This is a genomic window from Candidatus Paracaedibacter symbiosus (genome assembly GCF_000757605.1).
Classification (GTDB): Bacteria; Pseudomonadota; Alphaproteobacteria; order Paracaedibacterales; family Paracaedibacteraceae; genus Paracaedibacter_A; species Paracaedibacter_A symbiosus.
The window spans coordinates 272743-290046 of sequence record NZ_JQAK01000004.1 but is presented as its reverse complement, the minus strand read 5'-3'; the positions used below and the strand labels follow the sequence as shown (position 1 = coordinate 290046).

The window sequence follows — 17304 nt, the reverse complement described above, 5'->3', positions numbered from 1 at the left end:
TGGCGATTTCGTATATATTATTTTTTCGTGCAAAAGACCTGGGAGTGCAGTAGGCACTTGAGCACCTTTAGGAAAGCGATAGATTAACGCTAATCCCATGGAAAAAGAGGGGGGAATTTTATCCTTTCATTAAAGTAATAAGTAGATTATTTATGTGAAAAACATGCCCTATTCAAGGCTAATAAAAATAATAAGTTAAGCGAGCATAATAATGAAATCTTTTTCTTGTCTTTTTTTAATCTCTTCCCTCCTTATTTTAAACTTGAACGCTATGGAAAAAGAGGATGATCCCCAGGGTGACCTTCCTCCTCCCCGCAAGAAAATGAGATTAAATCCCCCCAGCGAGAAAGAAAAAGTTTATAGTGAGACGACTTCTTTTGAACAGTTACCACCCAAAGGGATTGAAAACGTTGAAAGAGTGAAATGGTACACGAAGGCTGCTGAGCAAGGTCATGCTAATGCTCAATGTAGCCTTGGGGGAATGTATCTAGACGGCCGTGCAGGAATACCTAAAGGAGAAGAAGCCGATCATCACGCTGTCAAATGGTACACGAAGGCTGCTGAGCAAGGTCATGCTAATGCTCGAAATAACCTTGGGTTTATGTATGCGCAAGGTCGTGCAGGAATACCTCAAGGAGAAGAAGCCGATCATCACGCTGTCAAATGGTTCACTCAGGCTGCTGAGCAAGGTCATGCTAATGCTCAATGTAGCCTTGGGGGAATGTATCTAGACGGCCGTGCAGGAATACCTCAAGGAGAAGAAGCTGATCATCACGCTGCCAAATGGTTCACTCAGGCTGCTGAGCAAGGTAATGCTCCTGCTCAATTTAGCCTTGGGGTAATGTATCAAGACGGCCGTGCAGGAATACCTAAAGGAGAAGAAGCCGATCAGCAAGCTTTCAAATGGTACACTATGGCTGCTGAGCAAGGTCATGCTAATGCTCAATGTAGCCTTGGGGGAATGTATCTAGACGGCCGTGCAGGAATACCTAAAGGGCCAGAAGCCGATCAGCACGCTTTCAAATGGTACACTATGGCTGCTGAGCAAGGTCACGCTACTGCTCAATTTAGTCTTGGGGGAATGTATCTAGAAGGCAGTGCAGGAATACCTCAAGGGCCAGAAGCCGATCAGCAAGCTGTTAAGTGGTGCACGAAGGCTGCTGAGCAAGGTCATGCTACTGCTCAATTTAGCCTTGGAGGAATGTATGCGCAAGGCCGTGCAGGAATACCTAAAGGAGAAGAAGCCGATCATCACGCTGTCAAATGGTACACGAAGGCTGCTGAGCAAGGTCATGCTACTGCTCAAGGTAGCCTTGGGGTAATGTATCAGGTCGGAAGAGGAGCGACTCAAAATTATCAACAAGCCGTGAAGATGTATACCTCAGCGCTAAAACTAAACCCAAAACTTCCACAAGCAAAACAAGCCCTTCAGCGCTTTTTTACTTGTGACTTAACCAACTACAATCCCACCCCAACGCTAGAAGGACCACAGACAGATATAGAAAATCTAAAAGAAAGTTTAGAAAGCTTAAAGGATCACCATATCTTTCTAGAAGGTTTTGCGGGCGGTGGTTTTGGCCGTGGTTTTGGTGAGAATTCTTCTCTTAAAGCTTTGAGCCACCAAATTGGTAATCTGAGTGATGTTTATATAAAGTTAGTGACCCAAATTAATGAACCTGGATTTTTGATTAGCTGCCTTAAGATGAACCCTACGGCACCAACTCCTTCCCTGGAAATGGTTGCCAGCAAAAAAAGCATCGCTGACTTATATTTTAAACTGAGAGAGGACTTGCCACCCTATCTTTGCTTAACTTCACCTGATATGGTTGACCTTCTAAAATCAGCAAAACTCCATGAGAAATTAGAAGAATTATATGGGATTTATGAAAGTTCAATCACCATTTTGCAGGAGATTTTGATTTCTACAACACCTCAACGTGATACTGATAAAAAAATGGAGGGTATTTTGTTAGGATTAAAATATGCAAAAGAAAGCCAACATCATTTTTTGAAAGCATTTTTAGAGCCGTACTATGCCGCTAATGAGGAATCAGAAAAAAGACTCGCTTTACAAGAAATCATAAAAAAACTAAAGGAGCACCGTAATATTTTGCAAGATCAGAGGGAGCTTTGCAAAGAAATTAATTCGATGATTCTTGGTATAATTAAAGAATCTGAAGCTTATCGTAATCACCTCTTTATTACAAGAATATGGAATGGATGAACTATTATATAGATTAGCTTTCCGGTACAACTCCTTGCTAGCTTATAGAAAAGAAGCAAACAAAAAATAGTAACGAAGAGGAAATTGCTACATTAAAAAACTACTTGGTGGCTAATCTGCAGGCATCGTCAAATTGTTGAATGGAATAAGATTTGATTGTAAAAATCTTCCAATAAGAAAAGGAAGATTTTACGATGAGAGATCATTACAAAGGGTACCTGATACCCAAAAGTGTTGTGGGCTACGCAGTCAGATATTCCTATCGCTATAAGCTATGTTGGTACCATTTATAGATATCTTATTTAAAATAAAGTCCAGCATAAGCCTAGAGGCAGGTTTAATATGATGTGTAGGAGAGTAAAAACTATAATAACTAACTTTTGGTGTTTCTTCGCCGCTAAGTATTCTCTTAAGCTGTCCCTTATTTATTAAATCTTTCGCAAGGAAGTCATAAGTATAAATTAACCCTAATCCTTCAATAGCACAAGAAAGGAAAGCCTTATGATTATTAATGAAAATGCTAGGCTTAATATCTATCACGTCACCATTTGAAAAGTTAATACTTAGAGGCTCCGGTCTATTAGAATGGCAGATAAATTTATATTTTGAAAGGTCTTTACGCTCATAAGGTTCCCCATATTTTTCTATATAAGAGGGAGCTGCTAATATACAGGGGGTACCTTCAAGAAGTTTTTTCTGTATAAGCTCTACATCCCAATGAGAAACCAGGCCAAAGCATACATCTATTCCTTCTCTTTGAACATCAGGCACTCGATCACTTAAATCTAGGTTTAATAAAATCTTAGGATAAATTTGAAGAAATTCTTTAAGGTTAGGGATAATATATTTTTCACCAAATGCGATGCTAGAAAATATTCGTAGCTCACCTTTAGGTTCGTTATGAAAAGATAAAACAATGTCTTTAAGGTTATTTATATCCTTTAAAATATGAATGGCATGCTTATAGAGAAGTAATCCTATTTCTGTAATTTGAAATCTTGTACTAGTTCTTTCTATCAGTTGCACATTTAATATATTTTCTAGGCTTCTTATCTGTTTACTAACTGCCATAGGTGAAAGGTTTAAAAGGCGTGCAGCTGCACTAAATCCTTGGCATTCTACTACACTTACGAATATTTTTAATTGTTGAAAATTCATATCTATACTCATTAATCGCAAACTCATTTTTTTATTTGCTCTACTAGAAGTTTAAACCCTTAAACCATAACCCTACTTCCAAATGTTACCCTTCTGAACGACAATTAGAGATGTCAGAAAGACAAATAAATAACACAACATCAATTTATTAAAAGGAGAACTATTATGAATAAATTATTTCCCTTAGTAGTATTTTTAACATTTCCAATTTTATGCTTTGGATGTGATAAAGATAATGAAATAAAATATATGAATACAAAATCGCATTTAGCCTTGCCTGTGGAGGATATTGAAAAAGCAAGAAATTTTTATGTAGATGTGTTTCGGGTGCCTGTAAATGAAGGTACTACGCCCGAAGGTAACCCTGTCTATGCTCTGGAAATTGGTCCTATAATTATTTCATTTAATCAATTACCTAAAGTAGAGATGAGCGAAGTTAATTCTATTCCCAATGACATACTAAAATTAAATAAGATAAGAGATACATATTTTGTTAGTAGCCAACATTGGGGCCTTTACAATTTAACCAAGAATGAATTTGATGGGATTATCCAGCGTTTAAAAAAAATGAAGCCAGATTTATAATAGAACCAATTATTGTAAATGCAAATACAGATCATGTACAACACCTGGCATTTGCGTGCGATCCTCAAGGATATGTAATGGAAATAAGGTCTTCTTCGGCCCAAAGAGGATTCCAAGCTAAAGAATTCGAGCAACAAGATCCAATGAATAAAAAGACTTTAGAGGACGCCAGTAATTTAACTAATTGAAGGATTCGTACAATAGAAAATAAAATTTAAAATGATCTATTAATTTTGGAGAGAGGGAAAGCATGATTTATTCCTTTCCTCCATCTTTATTTATTCCTTTTTCTACCGAGCGAAGATGCCTAATACACATGTTTTTTAACAGATCTTTTAAAGTATTAAACCTTTAAATACCGATAAAAAAGCCCCATATTCTCATAAATAGCCAAATATAATGAGAATATAAGATTATGAAATATGAGACAAGTATATAAAGCTATTAAGTATTTGAAAAATAGTATTTGAAATAGGAGGGGGGAGAAATTTCATCAAATCATCGTTTAGTGAGATTATAGATACCGTCATCCGCGAAGGGGAAAGGGGACTGATGATACCTTTTTCAGATATAAAAACTTTCTTTCTCCAAGATCGACTGTTTATAATCAACGCCATATTTAAAGTCATAATGAGCAGATTGCGATTTTGCGTCCGCGCTAAGTTTCATATCTTAACCTCATTGAGGAATCGAGGGCTTAGTTCACTATAAATCTCTGTATTAAATATTAAAATTCTTAGGTAATCCAAAACCGATTTTATAACTGCCTACATCATGGGGCCATTTTGGATAATTTTTATAATAAATCTAAGTGCACAGAGCGTAAATGCTATCGCAAAAAATAAATATCTCCTTGTTCAGGTAAATAAGGAAGTAAGCCATAATTCTCTTCAAATTTTTATAAAGTCACCCATAAAATTGATGTGAAAAAATTTTAAAGGGGCGTTTTTCAGAAGAGAAAATGAGAAAAAGAGAAAAAGCATCGATTTTAGAGTGTTTTTCTCGTTGAAATTTTCTTAACAGTTTCTAAGTATTGCTTAACAAAAAATTAATGTTAGGCCTTTTACTCCCATGGTTGTCACTTTTCTCAAGCGGTTGTTTGTTTATTTTTTACTTGTCAATTATCTTCATTTAAGCATCGTCCCGAGTTTTGCAGTTGCTGAAAGCTTAACGTGGAACCATTGGCAGGAAACTGATTTTAAACTTAAGGTCAAACGCCGAAATATCGTGTTTGATGAGGAGGTCAAGCTCGGGGGAGTTGAGCTAAAACTTCAAAAGAAATCTGGCTCTGAAGATAGGGCAAGCCAAAAAGAAACCCTTTTTCAGACCTTCATTTCCGATAGCCATGAATTTTCTCAACGGTTTATGGAAGAGAATTCCCTCACCTCTGTTGATCATGAAAAGCATGGGATGATTGGTTATAAGTGGCAAACCAAGGCCTTAGAGGGATTAGATTTTCTCATCTTACGTGATGGGTCAGTGTTAGTCACCGGGGAAAATGATGGTTTACATAATCTGACGCTGTCCAGTTCGGGGACAATTGAGCTCCAGAATTTTGCTCTCAACTCGCTTCAGCTAAAAGCGTCTCAGGTGACATTAGGCAATAACGTGGCGGTGATTGAGACCCGTCTCAAATTACGCGATTCAAAGTCTGAAGCTATTATCAAGAAAAATGCAACTGTGACTCTGCCCCATTTTTCCTTATTGCGAGGAACTCTGAAAAATCGGGGGATGATTGGCAGTTTGGGGGATATGCATTTTCATATTGAAAAAGGCAGTACTTTTGAAAACCACAAAACTTTGACCTGTGAGAGCCAACTTATTCTAACAGGCCAGGGAACTTTACATAATAAAGGGGAGATGGTTGGAGGCCTTGTAGCTGGGTATCTGGGCGAGCTGCACAACCACAAAGCCATTCAAGCCGGCAATGTTGACCTTATTACGACCCGCGCGCTTTCCAATACGGGTACTATCGACGCCCATGACACAGTCAACCTTAATGCCTTAAACAGCGGGATTGATAACCAAGGATCGATTACAGGAAAGAGATATAAAGTCATTGCCCAGGGTAATGTGCTTAATAAGGGGACTATTGGTGGGGAGGATAACAGCGGTGTTGTGATGTCTGTCTGTGAAACGGTTGCCAATGAAGGCACAATTGAAGGGGCCTCTATTACGGCAGCTCGCCTGGTTAATGCTCCCACAGGAAAGATTCTCAAAGGGGGTGCGGTCACAACAACGAATGCTGAGAATTATGGTGTTCTTGAAACAGACGCAGTAAATGTGAAGCGTGGCGGAACGGTGACCAATAAAGGGACTGTTTGCGCAAAATCAATAACGGGCCAAGGCTATTTCGAGAATCTATCCAAGCTGGTATTGGTCGGGGATGCACAGGCACCGGCAGTCATCGCGATCAAAAACTTTACCAACGAAACCGTCGAGGCCACAGGTAAAACAGCTGAAGTGGTAGGGGGTCATGCCACCATTAAGTCGACGGTGAAAGAACTGCTTTTAAAAGCAGGAAAAGTAGAGGTAGATACTCTCTTGATCGAAAGAGGTGCTCAAGCGGCAAAGTATCAAAACTCTGGTACTTTGCTTGCCAGTAAGATGACCTTGAATCATCACCTATTTACGAATGATGGTCAGATGGGTGTGGGGGAGTTAAACTTAGGGGGCCAAGAAACCCCGGATCATCGGGTGAGTTTTCTCAATCGTGGAAAAGCCGAGCTTACTAAATTAGGGATTCATCATGTTTCAGGGAGCGCCAAAAACCTAGGGACCCTCCAATTCCATGAGATAACGGGTAAGGGTAGCTTCCTCAATAATTCACAATTAACGCTTATCGGGAATGCTGAGGCGCCTGCCACAATTAGCGTTGCAAGCTTCTTAAATCAAACAAATCCTACGCTGGGGCGGGAAGCAACTATCACCGCAGGGTATCTTGACGTCACCCACTTAACGCAGAACTTTATCCTAGGCGCAGGCAAGGTTAACATACACAAGCTGTGGATGGAGCAGAACGACACCATCAACAGTTCCAATGCCGGCGATTTAGAGGTGGGAATCGCCTATTTGAACCAGAAGGATTTTCGCAACACCGGGACCATGCGGGCCAATGAGTTAGGTTGTCTGAAAGAAGCTTTTTATAATGATGGTCAGTTAAGCGTTTATGAATTTGCCTCCTTAACTTCACTGATTAATAGCGGTATCGCTCAAGTGTATCAAAAATTGATTATTCAGCACGCCCTAGAAAATACAGGGCGACTTGATCTGCTGGATGCTCAAATTCACCTTTCTAATCCCACGTTAAGAAACCAAGGGATTTTATTGATAAAAGCGAGCCGTAGCGCTACACCCCTTAACCTTATTAATTATGGGACTTTGGCTCTTCATGAGGGGGGCACCTACGGAACGCTCATTAATTATTCTGGTGGCAAAACAGAATTTGATCAAGGTGGCTCCTACAGCTTTGATATGTGGGAAAATCATGATGAATGCCAGATCAACCTCTATGGTCCGCGGTGGACGATTACAAAAGCGCCTGCCTCAGGAATAGCCACCTCAGGACCCGAAGGAGTAGTTTCAGTTCAAACGATTCGCAGCTCCTCAAAGATCTCTGCCGAAAACACCTTAGTTTATGACTTACCGTCGCCGCATCAAGGAACATGGAAAGCAGACACCCTGGTCTACAAACAACCTGGGAAAACCCTGACACCTCATAACCTTGTTAATCTGAATGCTCCGCGTTTGGAGGTGGAGGCGGCCAATTTTGAAGTTTCCCAGGCAACTCAACTTTCCATGCCCCATTTAGTCTTAAAATTAACTGGCCATCTGCATGTAGATCAGGATTTGGCAGCCAACAAAATGGAAGCGTATGCCAAAGGCGACTTTCGTTGTGGCCTTCATAATAACGCTCTGGTGCGCCTGACTACAACCGGTCTATTAACTCTTGAGGCTTCCGTTATTGATGCTCGGTACAGTAAAATTTGTGGGGGAGGGAATACATTCCTCCACGCCACTCAAGGATCTATCTTTGTAGGCAGTGAGAAGGCTATCCCAGCAGACGCTGGCGCCTATATGACAGCTTACCTTAATGAGTATTGGAACAGAGGGCATCCGGGCTCTCGTATCAGCCCTGCGCACCAGTCGGTTACCACCATTCCTTATACTCAAACAATCTCGAATAATGCCTATGTGGCCAGCCAAGGGCCGCTTATCCTTCAGGCGGATGCGGGTAATCTTTCCATAAGAGGGGAAGTTTTTGCCCAAGAATATCTTTATCTTGGCGCCAATCTTGATTACGGCGTCATTAGCGCGAAGGCTGCCAACATTCGTGCCAGAGGGGATATTTATTGTCAGGGGAAAGAATATAACCAAGCTCGTACTTCCATGGTCAACCTTTCCATACCAGAGCATTATCTTTATTATCCCTGTGGACAGCGGGGACAGACAGACAATCGATTTAGCTTGGTGAACGAAGATAAAACCACTCTCCACTCTGGAGGAAATATCCATTTTAACAATCAAAGTGTTATCAACGTTGCCAATGATATTTATGCAAGCAACAGCATTTACCATAATGGGAGAGTGGCAGCCAGTCCTACCCAACCATTTAACGGGATTTTTAAAAATGAAGCCTTAAAACCCTCCCATTTAGTTTACCTTTACTTTCACGTAACACATGCTTTCCCCGATGTCTTGTTTCCTACCGTTGCCGCGCGTGTGATGGCTGGTCAAACGATGAGCATTGACACGGGTCATATTCAATTAAGCGGTACCACGAACGCTTTTGTTATCAGCTTTAATGCTGATTCTCTCCTGGCAAGAAATGTAAATTCGCAGCGCTCTGGCCAGGCATCTCCTGATACACATATTATGCTTGATTTGGTGGAATGGGCCAAACAGTCGTATGGGCCCCACGGGTTCATCAAAGCGTTACCAGATGGGCATGTGACAACAGATGTGGCCCTTTCAGGGGGGACTATTCCAAGTGTTGATCAGCTTCTTTATTATCACGAGGGATCTCACACAAGGATACCCATGGATCCCTTGCAGCGTTTTATGATCGATCCTTTGCCTCTCCAGTTTATTATCGAGCAAGCGTTGGCTAACTATGTGGGAACTTTGAATATTGATGGGAAAAGTGGCAATGAGCTTATCCATGAAATGTTTCATAATGCTGAGGAAGTGCGTCAGCAGCATGAGTCAGGCATTATTTCCAAAAGAGATTTAGCGAAAACGACACGCGCATTAATTGCTTACCAGGCTCGCCAAATCCAGGATCAATTAAAGTTAGCTGCTATGCTTGTGGTTCCTAAAAAATACATTAATTTTTATACAGAATCTGGGGACACCTCAGCGACTGCTATCACCTCTCACACAATAGGAGATCAAACATTTATCGGTAATCGAGTTGTAGCGCGAGATCATCTTTCCATTAAATCTGAAGCTGGGAAGGTAACAAGGTTTACTGAAAAACATACACATATTTCTCAAGATGGGAATGTGTATACTGAGGAAGAATATTTAGGGCCGACGCAACAATTTATCAGTGAGCAAAGCAATGTTCTTATAAGCGGTCCCCAAGGAATTCACGAAACTAGCGCACAAACCTTTGCTTTGGGGGATGTGATCCGAGAATCCGCCCATGGAGATATTCTTCTTGAAGGTCATGATCTTAAAAAGACAGTCAGGACAAAAGAAATAAAACGGCGCGGTCTTTTCAGAAAAAAAAGTGAAAAGATAACGACTGAAACGACCTACACCCATGCGCCTAATCAAACTTTTGCGGGGGGCAGTAGTATCTTACGCCACCAAAACCCTAACGCTTCGACCACTCTGATTGGGGCCAGGGAACAGGTGGGTGAGGACATTATCTTTGATGGGGGCCGTCCAAATGTTCAGGCTGCTGGGTCGATGAATGTCACCGATATTCATGAAACTCAGCGCAAAACATTTTCCAGTAGCTCGAGGCACGACCACACGGAAACGCCTGTCATTACGCCGGCTTTGTTGATGGCGGCGAGAAACATTCACTTTACCAATAACACCTCCTCAGCCCGCCTTGCCGGGGTGCAAGTCTCGGCCCAAAAGCTTACCAATGAAACGCGTGAAGGGATGCTGGTGGAGCCAGTTGTGGCGCTTTTCAGATATCTCTCGAACCAAAAGAGCGGCAATGCGATTGCCGGTGCAACAATCAAGATAGATGTGGGCAAAGAGTTAATGGTACCCACAGTCTTTGATGTGAGAGAGATTGTGACGACAGACTCTCCCCTGAGATTGGTTTCCGTTGAGATGGATCGCCATAACACGACGATTATTGGCCTATATGAAGAAGCGATACGCCACCTGGATTCGTGGGAAAATGTGGAGATCAAAAAGACGGGTGTTCCTGCGCCTGTGCTGGCAGTGATTGCGGTGGCTTTGACTGTGGTCACCGGCGGCGGAGCTAGTGGAGGACTGTTTGCGGCGATCAAAGGTTGTATAGCGGGATCGATGGGCGTTGGAGCTGTTGCGTCGGCGGCCTTTAGCACGCTGTGCCAATGTATAGGTACCAAGTTGATTATGAATGGCGGCCAGATAGAAGATGCCCTCCAAGACACCTTTTCTAAACAAGGGATGTTGTCTCTGGCAGCTTCCGTGGTTGCTGAAGGGGTAATGGATCGGCTGAAAGTGGTCAAACCTGCCGCTAAAGGGCTGACGTTGACCAAGACAGCCGATTATGCAATGAAAGCAACTGCCATCCGAAGTGCCACGAACTTTGCTTTTATGGGCGGCAGCGCGACAGAGGCTCTGAAAAATGCGGGGGTCAACTTTGTGTATGAGTGTGCTGCTCTTTATGGAGCGAACAAGATTGGTAAAGCTTACGGTGGCTTGACCGATGATGGCCAAATTGATCCCAATGGACCAAAAATCGGTTTTGTAGAACACAAGCTCCTGCATGGCTTCCTGGGAGGGGCGATTGGGGCCGTGCGCGGTGATGCGGCTGCCGGTGCTTTAGGTGGTATGGTGGCTGAGCTGGTCGCTGATCTTACAGTAGATGATGCTAAAGACATCCGTGCTCGCGTTGATGAAAAGGCAGCCGAACATGGAATTACCTTTGGAAGCGAGGAATATGAAAACCTCGTCCGTGCAGAAGTTCAAACAACCATGAATTGGGGCAAACTCGGCGCCGCCGTCACTGTCGGGTTAGCTGGTCATGATGTGAATGTCGGCATTGATATTGCTACCAATGCGCTGGAGAATAACTTGGTTCCAGGGATTGTCGCCGCTGTCCTCGCTTTATCGGAAGCTACCGGTATTAGTAGTGCTATAATAGGGGCAGGCAGTGCCGTGATCGGCGTGAGTACCGCTGTTTTAGCTGGCAAGGGGGCAAGTGATTTAGTTGATCACTATAGAGAAGCTCAGAGCCAATCTTCTCAAGAAGCGGCAATGGATGGACATCCAGAAGAGGCAAGATGGGTGGATGAGGGCGTCACAACCGAAGAGGCGCGCTCGAGGTCACTCATCACCCCAATGCCAGATTCCTATCCTACTTTAGGAGGATATGAGGGTGCGCCATCTGACATAAGGACTAGAGATGAAGGCTACACCGCTCATCATGGGCCGGATACCAGAATTTTAAGTGATATTAGTGATAATCATGTTTATCAAGGAGGTGCATTTGGTGATCTAACAACAGGAAAGGGAATAGAAAGGCATCATATACCAGCCGATAGTGTAAATAATATTCCTCGTGAAATGGGCCCGTCTATTCAGATGGAAAGAAAAGATCATTACCAGACAAAAAGTTGGGGCAATAGTGCATCTTCAAAAGTATATAAGCAACAAATTAAAAATCTTATAGAACAAGGTAAAATGAGGGATGCCATGACTAAAGATATTAAAGATGTTCGTAGTTTTGCTGGAACAAAATATAATAAAGCCATTCAAGAGATGTTAGAATACTCTAAACGAGAAGGGTACATAGATAATAAGTAGGAGGTAAAGATGAATACTGAGTGGGGAAAAAAGCTTCTAAAAATTTCTAATGAGAGAGAAAATCCTGGTATGGACAAAGAATTTGTGGATCTAGTTTATCAGGCAGAAGATAATTGTTCTTTGGAGACTGCGAGAGTTCTCATGAAGACTTTTTTCGACAAAGATGATTATGGTACTCAAGAAAGCGTTAATAGTGTTTTTGCTTCAGCAAATAAAGAGATTGTTATACAAGCTCTTCTTGAAGAGCTTCCAAGGCTTGCAAAGGAAGCTCCCGAATGGGCCCACTGCCTTATAGGAACAGAACTAAAATTTCGGCCAGAATTATTGAAAAAAATCGCTACTCAAATGCCTGCTAAAATTAAAAATATTTTGGAAAAAATTATTGAAAATAAGAAAATCATGAACTCAGATCCAAAGTATCGAAAAAATTCAGAGTATAGAAATTTAATAAATAATATTTCATCAATGTAAAACATATTTATAGGTTGGACTGGTGTAAGAGAAGCTGCCACCAAGTATAATCTTTTCTTGTGGTAGCAGAGAAGCTCTTATTAAGCACTCCAAGGTGATCCCGTCGCCGGTGCTTTGGGTGGTATAGTGGCTGATCTTACAGTAGATGATGCTAAAGATATCCGTGCTCGAGTTGATGAAAAAGCCTCACAACAGGGCGTCGAGTTTGGTAGCGACGACTACCAAAACCTCATCCGCAATGAGGTCCAAACAACAATGAATTGGAGCAAACTCGGCGCCGCCGTCGCCGTCGCCCTCGCTGGCCACGATGTCGATGTGGGGGTTGATGTTGCGACCAATGCGCTGGAGAATAATTTTGTTCCGCTAATCATGGGAGCCGTTTACGTCGCTGGCCTTGCCATAAGTGCTTATGATGCCATGGAAGCCTACGAAGAGGATGGTATTGAGGGTGCGGTTGAAAGCGTTGCCACAGATATTGCAATGGGGGCAGCAGCTGGTGCCACTGTTAAAGTTGTCGGTAAAGTGGCTAAAACAGCTGCCAACGCGGTTAAGTCTACCTCAATAGGACAAAAGGCTATTGAAAAAGGTGGTGAGCTGCTGAAAAAAGGGAAGGAAAAAGTTACCTCCACCTTCTCAAGCTCGAAAACGGAAAAGCTCGGCCGTACCCTTGATGGCAAACTCGAACCAAAAGGTAAGGGACGGCTTTATGAGACGGGTAGCTCTTCTTCGTCTGTGGAAGGCAAATCCAGTGCTAAAAATGTGGCAACTCATGAGAGATATAAAACTGAGCTGCGAAAAGAAATGGAGCGGCCTTATGCAAATGATGCAGAATTAGACAACCTATTAAAAAAGCTACATAGAGATACAGCAACAGTTGGAAGCGGCAGTACTGCTGCGGCCGTAAGGTCTGAAAGAGCAACAGGATTACCCATTGGAGGAAAATCACATACGCAAAAAGCTAAGGAAGGAGTTGTAGCTTTAGGTAAATGGTTAGGGAAAAAGGAAAACTCACTTCCGGAAAATCGACCACTTCCAGGAGATCGGGCTGCTGCTGAAAATGTGATAAAAGACTTACTTGATAGCCTTCAATAGAATTTTGATTTTTAATAAATAAAATTATCAGCAAAGAAGTAAAAATGGATATTATCGACCACTTAGTGCAAAAAAACCCCATTCTTCAAGAGAAATACAATGAAGAATATCATCGTCATTTGGAATCTTTAAAACAAAAGAAAAAAATCATACTAAAAGAGCATGAATGGTGGAAAGAATATGCAGAAGAAAAAGTAGAAGAGATAAATATTGATTTGAATAGCAAATATGATTTTTTTGTGATGCTCTTATAACTGCTTTAAAATACAACAAAGAAAATGAATTAGATTTGAGAAAAATATTTTTGGAGATTGAACATTATGTAAAAAACGCCGATATAGAAGCTCAAGCACAAATGGAAGTTTTATTATTAGAAACTTTGATTAGTGAGTTGAGTGGTAATCCAGCGTTATATAAAGTGATTTATTCATTCTTGGGTGAAAAATCAAAATTACTATGGGAACGTAACAATGAATTTTGGTCAAAAGTAGGGAATGGTAGTATTGCTTCAGCAATAAGATCATATAAATTATCGAGAGACTCAGCTCAAAAGAAGTTTCATATTTATAAAGCAGAAAAGGGAATAAAATCTTTAGAATTATGGTTAAAAAATAACCAGAATTCTTCTCCGGGAGATAGAGCCGCTGCTGAAAATATAATCAAGGATTTATTAAATAGTATTGCAGAGTCATAAATAACTCCAAGCGGTAGTGATTTGTATACCTCTCCAAGATGGTGATTTTCTATTTCGTAATCCTATCTTATTATACCCGGTAAGTGCAGGCGCAGCCTAAACGCTGATCTGGAATCCAGCGCTGTACTTGCTGCTCCGCAGCTTCCTTAAGGCATGCTGGTGGAGCCAGTTGTGGCCACGGCCATCTTAAAATCACAGCAATTCTATGGCAATCGATTCGCCAACGTCAAAATCACAGTGGACGCAGGCCAAGAAGTCATGGCACCCACTGTCTTGGATGTGAAAGAGATCGTGACCCGCGACTCTAAACTCAAACTGATTTCTGCTCAATTGAGAGAAAATCTCACCATTGATGGGATTTATGAAGAGGCCACGCGTCATCTGCATTCCTGGAACAATGTTAAAGTTGAAGCGAAAAAAGTCCCCGCTGGGGCGATTGCGGTTGTGGCCGTATTGACGACCATCTGTACGGCGGGTGTTGGCACTGCCGGTCTTGGGGCTGCCGTGGCCAGTACTTGTGGGGCGACAACAGGGATGATGACAGCGACGATGATCTCGGCCACCGTCTCGGCCCTGTGCACCCAAATCACGACGACATTGGTTGCCACCGGTGGAGACTTAGAAGCCACCATGGGCAAACTTGCGTCGCGGGACGGGGTGATGTCATTGGCGACCAGTGCGTTGAGTGCTGGTGTGTTGGATGGTCTTGGTGTCCAAGCACCTCTCGGCTATACTGATTTCGCTGACATTGCGCAGTATTCTGCCATTAAAGTAGGAGTTGATGCAGGGATTGGTGTGACGCTGGGTCAACAAAACTTCGGTGATGTAATACGCTCTGCTGGTCTCAACTTCCTTGTGTCTGTAGGTGGTAAATATTGTGCGCAAGAGATTGGTAAAGCTTACGGTGGCTTGACCGATGATGGCCAAATTGACCCCCAAGGGCCAAAGATCGGTTTTATTGAACACAAGTTATTGCATGCTGGTTTGGGCGCGGGGCTTGGAGCCATCAAAGGTGACGCGGCAGCAGGGGCAATCGGCGGAATGGTCGGTGAACTTGTCGCTGACTTGACTAAAGATGATGTTGAAGTGATCGCTGCTCGGGTGCAGGAAAAAGCAGAGATAGAAGGCATCGATCGTAAAAGCCCAGAGTTCAAAGGCCTGATTCAAAGTGAACTTCAAACCAGCATGAATTGGGGTAAACTTGGGGCGTCTGTTGTCACAGCGTTAGCTGGTAGGGACGTGAGTGTGGGCCTTGAAGTTGCCACCAATGCGATTGAAAACAATATGGGTAAGCTTTTACTTGGACTTGTGATGAAAGAAGGAGTGAAGAAAGCAACCAAAGAAGGCGGCAAACAAGCTATTAAACAAGGGGCGAAGGAAGGCGGTAAGAACTCGGCAAAGAAGATAGCAAAAGAAAAAGCGAAGGAAGGGTTTTCTGAAGAGTCGAAGAAGTTAATAGGAAACACAAATAAATACAAACGTGAATTACTAGAAAGGTCTGGCAAAGCAAAAAATCAAACAACTTTACGCGCAGCCCAAAAAGAATTAAAAGGAGAACAAATCGACTTGGCTAAACAAAGAGGAACAGAGTACAATCATATTGAAAAAGTCCAGCAGGCTCAAAAAGGACTTGAGCGGCATATTAAAGCAATTAAAAATCGACTAGGTTTTACAAAATTGCCAAAAGTTGAGCGCCAAGCATTGCATCAAGAATTATCTGAAGCAAGTAAATTATTAGATCATACAAAGCAATTTGTACCAAGGAATTAAAAGATGGCCGTTAAAACTATAGACGAAATTCAAGAAGAATTTTGGGAAAATGAATGTTTGTCGCCTGAATCAATTAAAGATTTAAGATGGCATCTTCAGTATAATCCCGATCCGCACATGGCAATTATTATTGCCACTGATGCTGGCTTAACATCTTTAGCTCCTTTAATTGCCCACCATCTTGATGATGAGGATGACTTTATTCGAGAGAGGACGGTTGGGTGCTTGGTAGGACGTCTTTTTCAATCTCAATATGCTGAAAAAGCATTTCAAATGGCAAAGGAAGATAAATATGAAAATGTTAGAGACTTGGCTGTTTCTGTTCTAGGTGCGGTTATCGATAATGCGGCTAAAAAATTACAATTAGAAATTGCGGAACATATCTATCATGTATTAACAAGTCCTGGTTATGACAAGCTCCACAAACAGTCAGCATATCATTCTATTGTTGTTGCCATGCATGTTCCGCCCATGAAGTGGCCTCAAGTAAAGTCTGACCCCAATATAGAAGAGCTTATTGATAAAGAACTGCTGGAAAAATTCTGCAAAAAATATAATGTGAAGATGACTTCTTAATATTATCCAATTAGCTTTTTAAAAGGAGGGTTGATAGCCCTCTTTTTTTATATCATTGACAGCAGTGCGTTGAGTGCGGGTGTGTTGGATGGTCTTGGTGTCCAAGCACCTCTCGGCTATACTGATTTCGCTGACATTGCGCAGTACTCTGCCATTAAATCGGTGGTAGATGGAGGAATTGGCGCGACGCTGGGTCAACAAAACTTCGGTGATGTAATGCGCTCTGCTGGTCTCAACTTCCTTGTGTCTGTAGGTGGTAAATATTGTGCGCAAGAGATTGGTAAAGCTTACGGTGGCTTGACCGATGATGGCCAAATTGACCCCCAAGGGCCAAAGATCGGTTTTATTGAACACAAGTTATTGCATGCTGGTTTGGGCGCGGGGCTTGGTGCGCTTCGCGGCGATGCGGCTGCCGGCGCTTTAGGTGGTATGGTGGCTGAGCTGGTCGCTGATCTTACAGTAGATGATGCTCAAGACATCCGTGCTCGAGTTGATGAAAAAGCAGGTAGGGAAGGCATTGCGTTTGGTAGCAAGGCGTACAAGGATCTCATCCGCAATGAAACCCGAGCAACCATGAACTGGGGTAAGCTCGGTGCGTCTGTTGTCACAGCGTTAGCTGGTCGGGATGTAAATGTGAGTCTTGAAGTTGCAACAAATGCCTTAGAGAATAATTTTGTCCCGCTAATCATGGGAGCCGTTTACGTTGCTGGCGTTGCCATGACAATGTATGATGCTGTGGAGGCATATGAAGAAG

11 protein-coding genes are annotated in these 17304 nt (G+C 42.3%); 10 read left to right on the top strand and 1 reads right to left on the bottom strand.

What is annotated here, in order from left to right; all coding sequences use genetic code 11:
• The first annotated feature begins 211 nt into the window (after positions 1-211).
• A complete protein-coding gene (locus tag IG80_RS13455; protein ID WP_052046326.1) occupies positions 212-2224 on the top strand; it encodes an SEL1-like repeat protein in 2013 nt (670 codons plus the stop codon).
• A gap of 249 nt (positions 2225-2473) precedes the next feature.
• Here IG80_RS13455 and IG80_RS0109830 read toward each other — a convergent pair whose 3' ends face one another.
• Positions 2474-3382: a LysR family transcriptional regulator gene (locus IG80_RS0109830; RefSeq protein WP_198027352.1), complete on the bottom strand. Its 909-nt coding sequence runs from the start codon at positions 3380-3382 to the stop codon at positions 2474-2476.
• A 165-nt stretch (positions 3383-3547) separates the two neighbouring features.
• Here IG80_RS0109830 and IG80_RS0109825 point away from each other — a divergent pair, with 165 nt between their 5' ends.
• The 9 genes from IG80_RS0109825 to IG80_RS15835 form a co-directional block, all read left to right on the top strand.
• Positions 3548-3967 carry a VOC family protein gene (locus IG80_RS0109825; RefSeq protein WP_032113847.1) on the top strand — a complete coding sequence of 140 codons (420 nt, stop codon included), beginning with the start codon at positions 3548-3550 and terminating at the stop codon, positions 3965-3967.
• Positions 3968-5038: 1071 nt separating this feature from the next.
• A complete protein-coding gene (locus tag IG80_RS0109820; RefSeq protein WP_032113846.1) occupies positions 5039-11947 on the top strand; it encodes a DUF637 domain-containing protein in 6909 nt (2302 codons plus the stop codon).
• 9 nt (positions 11948-11956) lie between these two features.
• Positions 11957-12418: a hypothetical protein gene (locus IG80_RS13450; RefSeq protein ID WP_052046325.1), complete on the top strand. Its 462-nt coding sequence runs from the start codon at positions 11957-11959 to the stop codon at positions 12416-12418.
• 126 nt (positions 12419-12544) lie between these two features.
• Entirely contained in the window at positions 12545-13510 is a 966-nt protein-coding gene (locus tag IG80_RS13445; RefSeq protein ID WP_156962168.1) for a VENN motif pre-toxin domain-containing protein, read from the top strand.
• Between the two features lie 44 nt (positions 13511-13554).
• On the top strand, positions 13555-13764 hold the full coding sequence (locus IG80_RS0109805) for a hypothetical protein (RefSeq protein ID WP_032113845.1): 210 nt from the start codon (positions 13555-13557) through the stop codon (positions 13762-13764).
• Between the two features lie 35 nt (positions 13765-13799).
• A complete protein-coding gene (locus IG80_RS0109800) occupies positions 13800-14204 on the top strand; it encodes a hypothetical protein (RefSeq protein WP_032113844.1) in 405 nt (134 codons plus the stop codon).
• A 159-nt stretch (positions 14205-14363) separates the two neighbouring features.
• Positions 14364-15974 carry a polymorphic toxin type 28 domain-containing protein gene (locus tag IG80_RS0109795; protein WP_198027351.1) on the top strand — a complete coding sequence of 537 codons (1611 nt, stop codon included), beginning with the start codon at positions 14364-14366 and terminating at the stop codon, positions 15972-15974.
• Between the two features lie 3 nt (positions 15975-15977).
• A complete protein-coding gene (locus IG80_RS0109790) occupies positions 15978-16550 on the top strand; it encodes a HEAT repeat domain-containing protein (protein WP_032113842.1) in 573 nt (190 codons plus the stop codon).
• 30 nt (positions 16551-16580) lie between these two features.
• A partial coding sequence (locus tag IG80_RS15835) for a hypothetical protein (RefSeq protein ID WP_032113841.1) occupies positions 16581-17304 on the top strand: 724 nt, incomplete at its 3' end.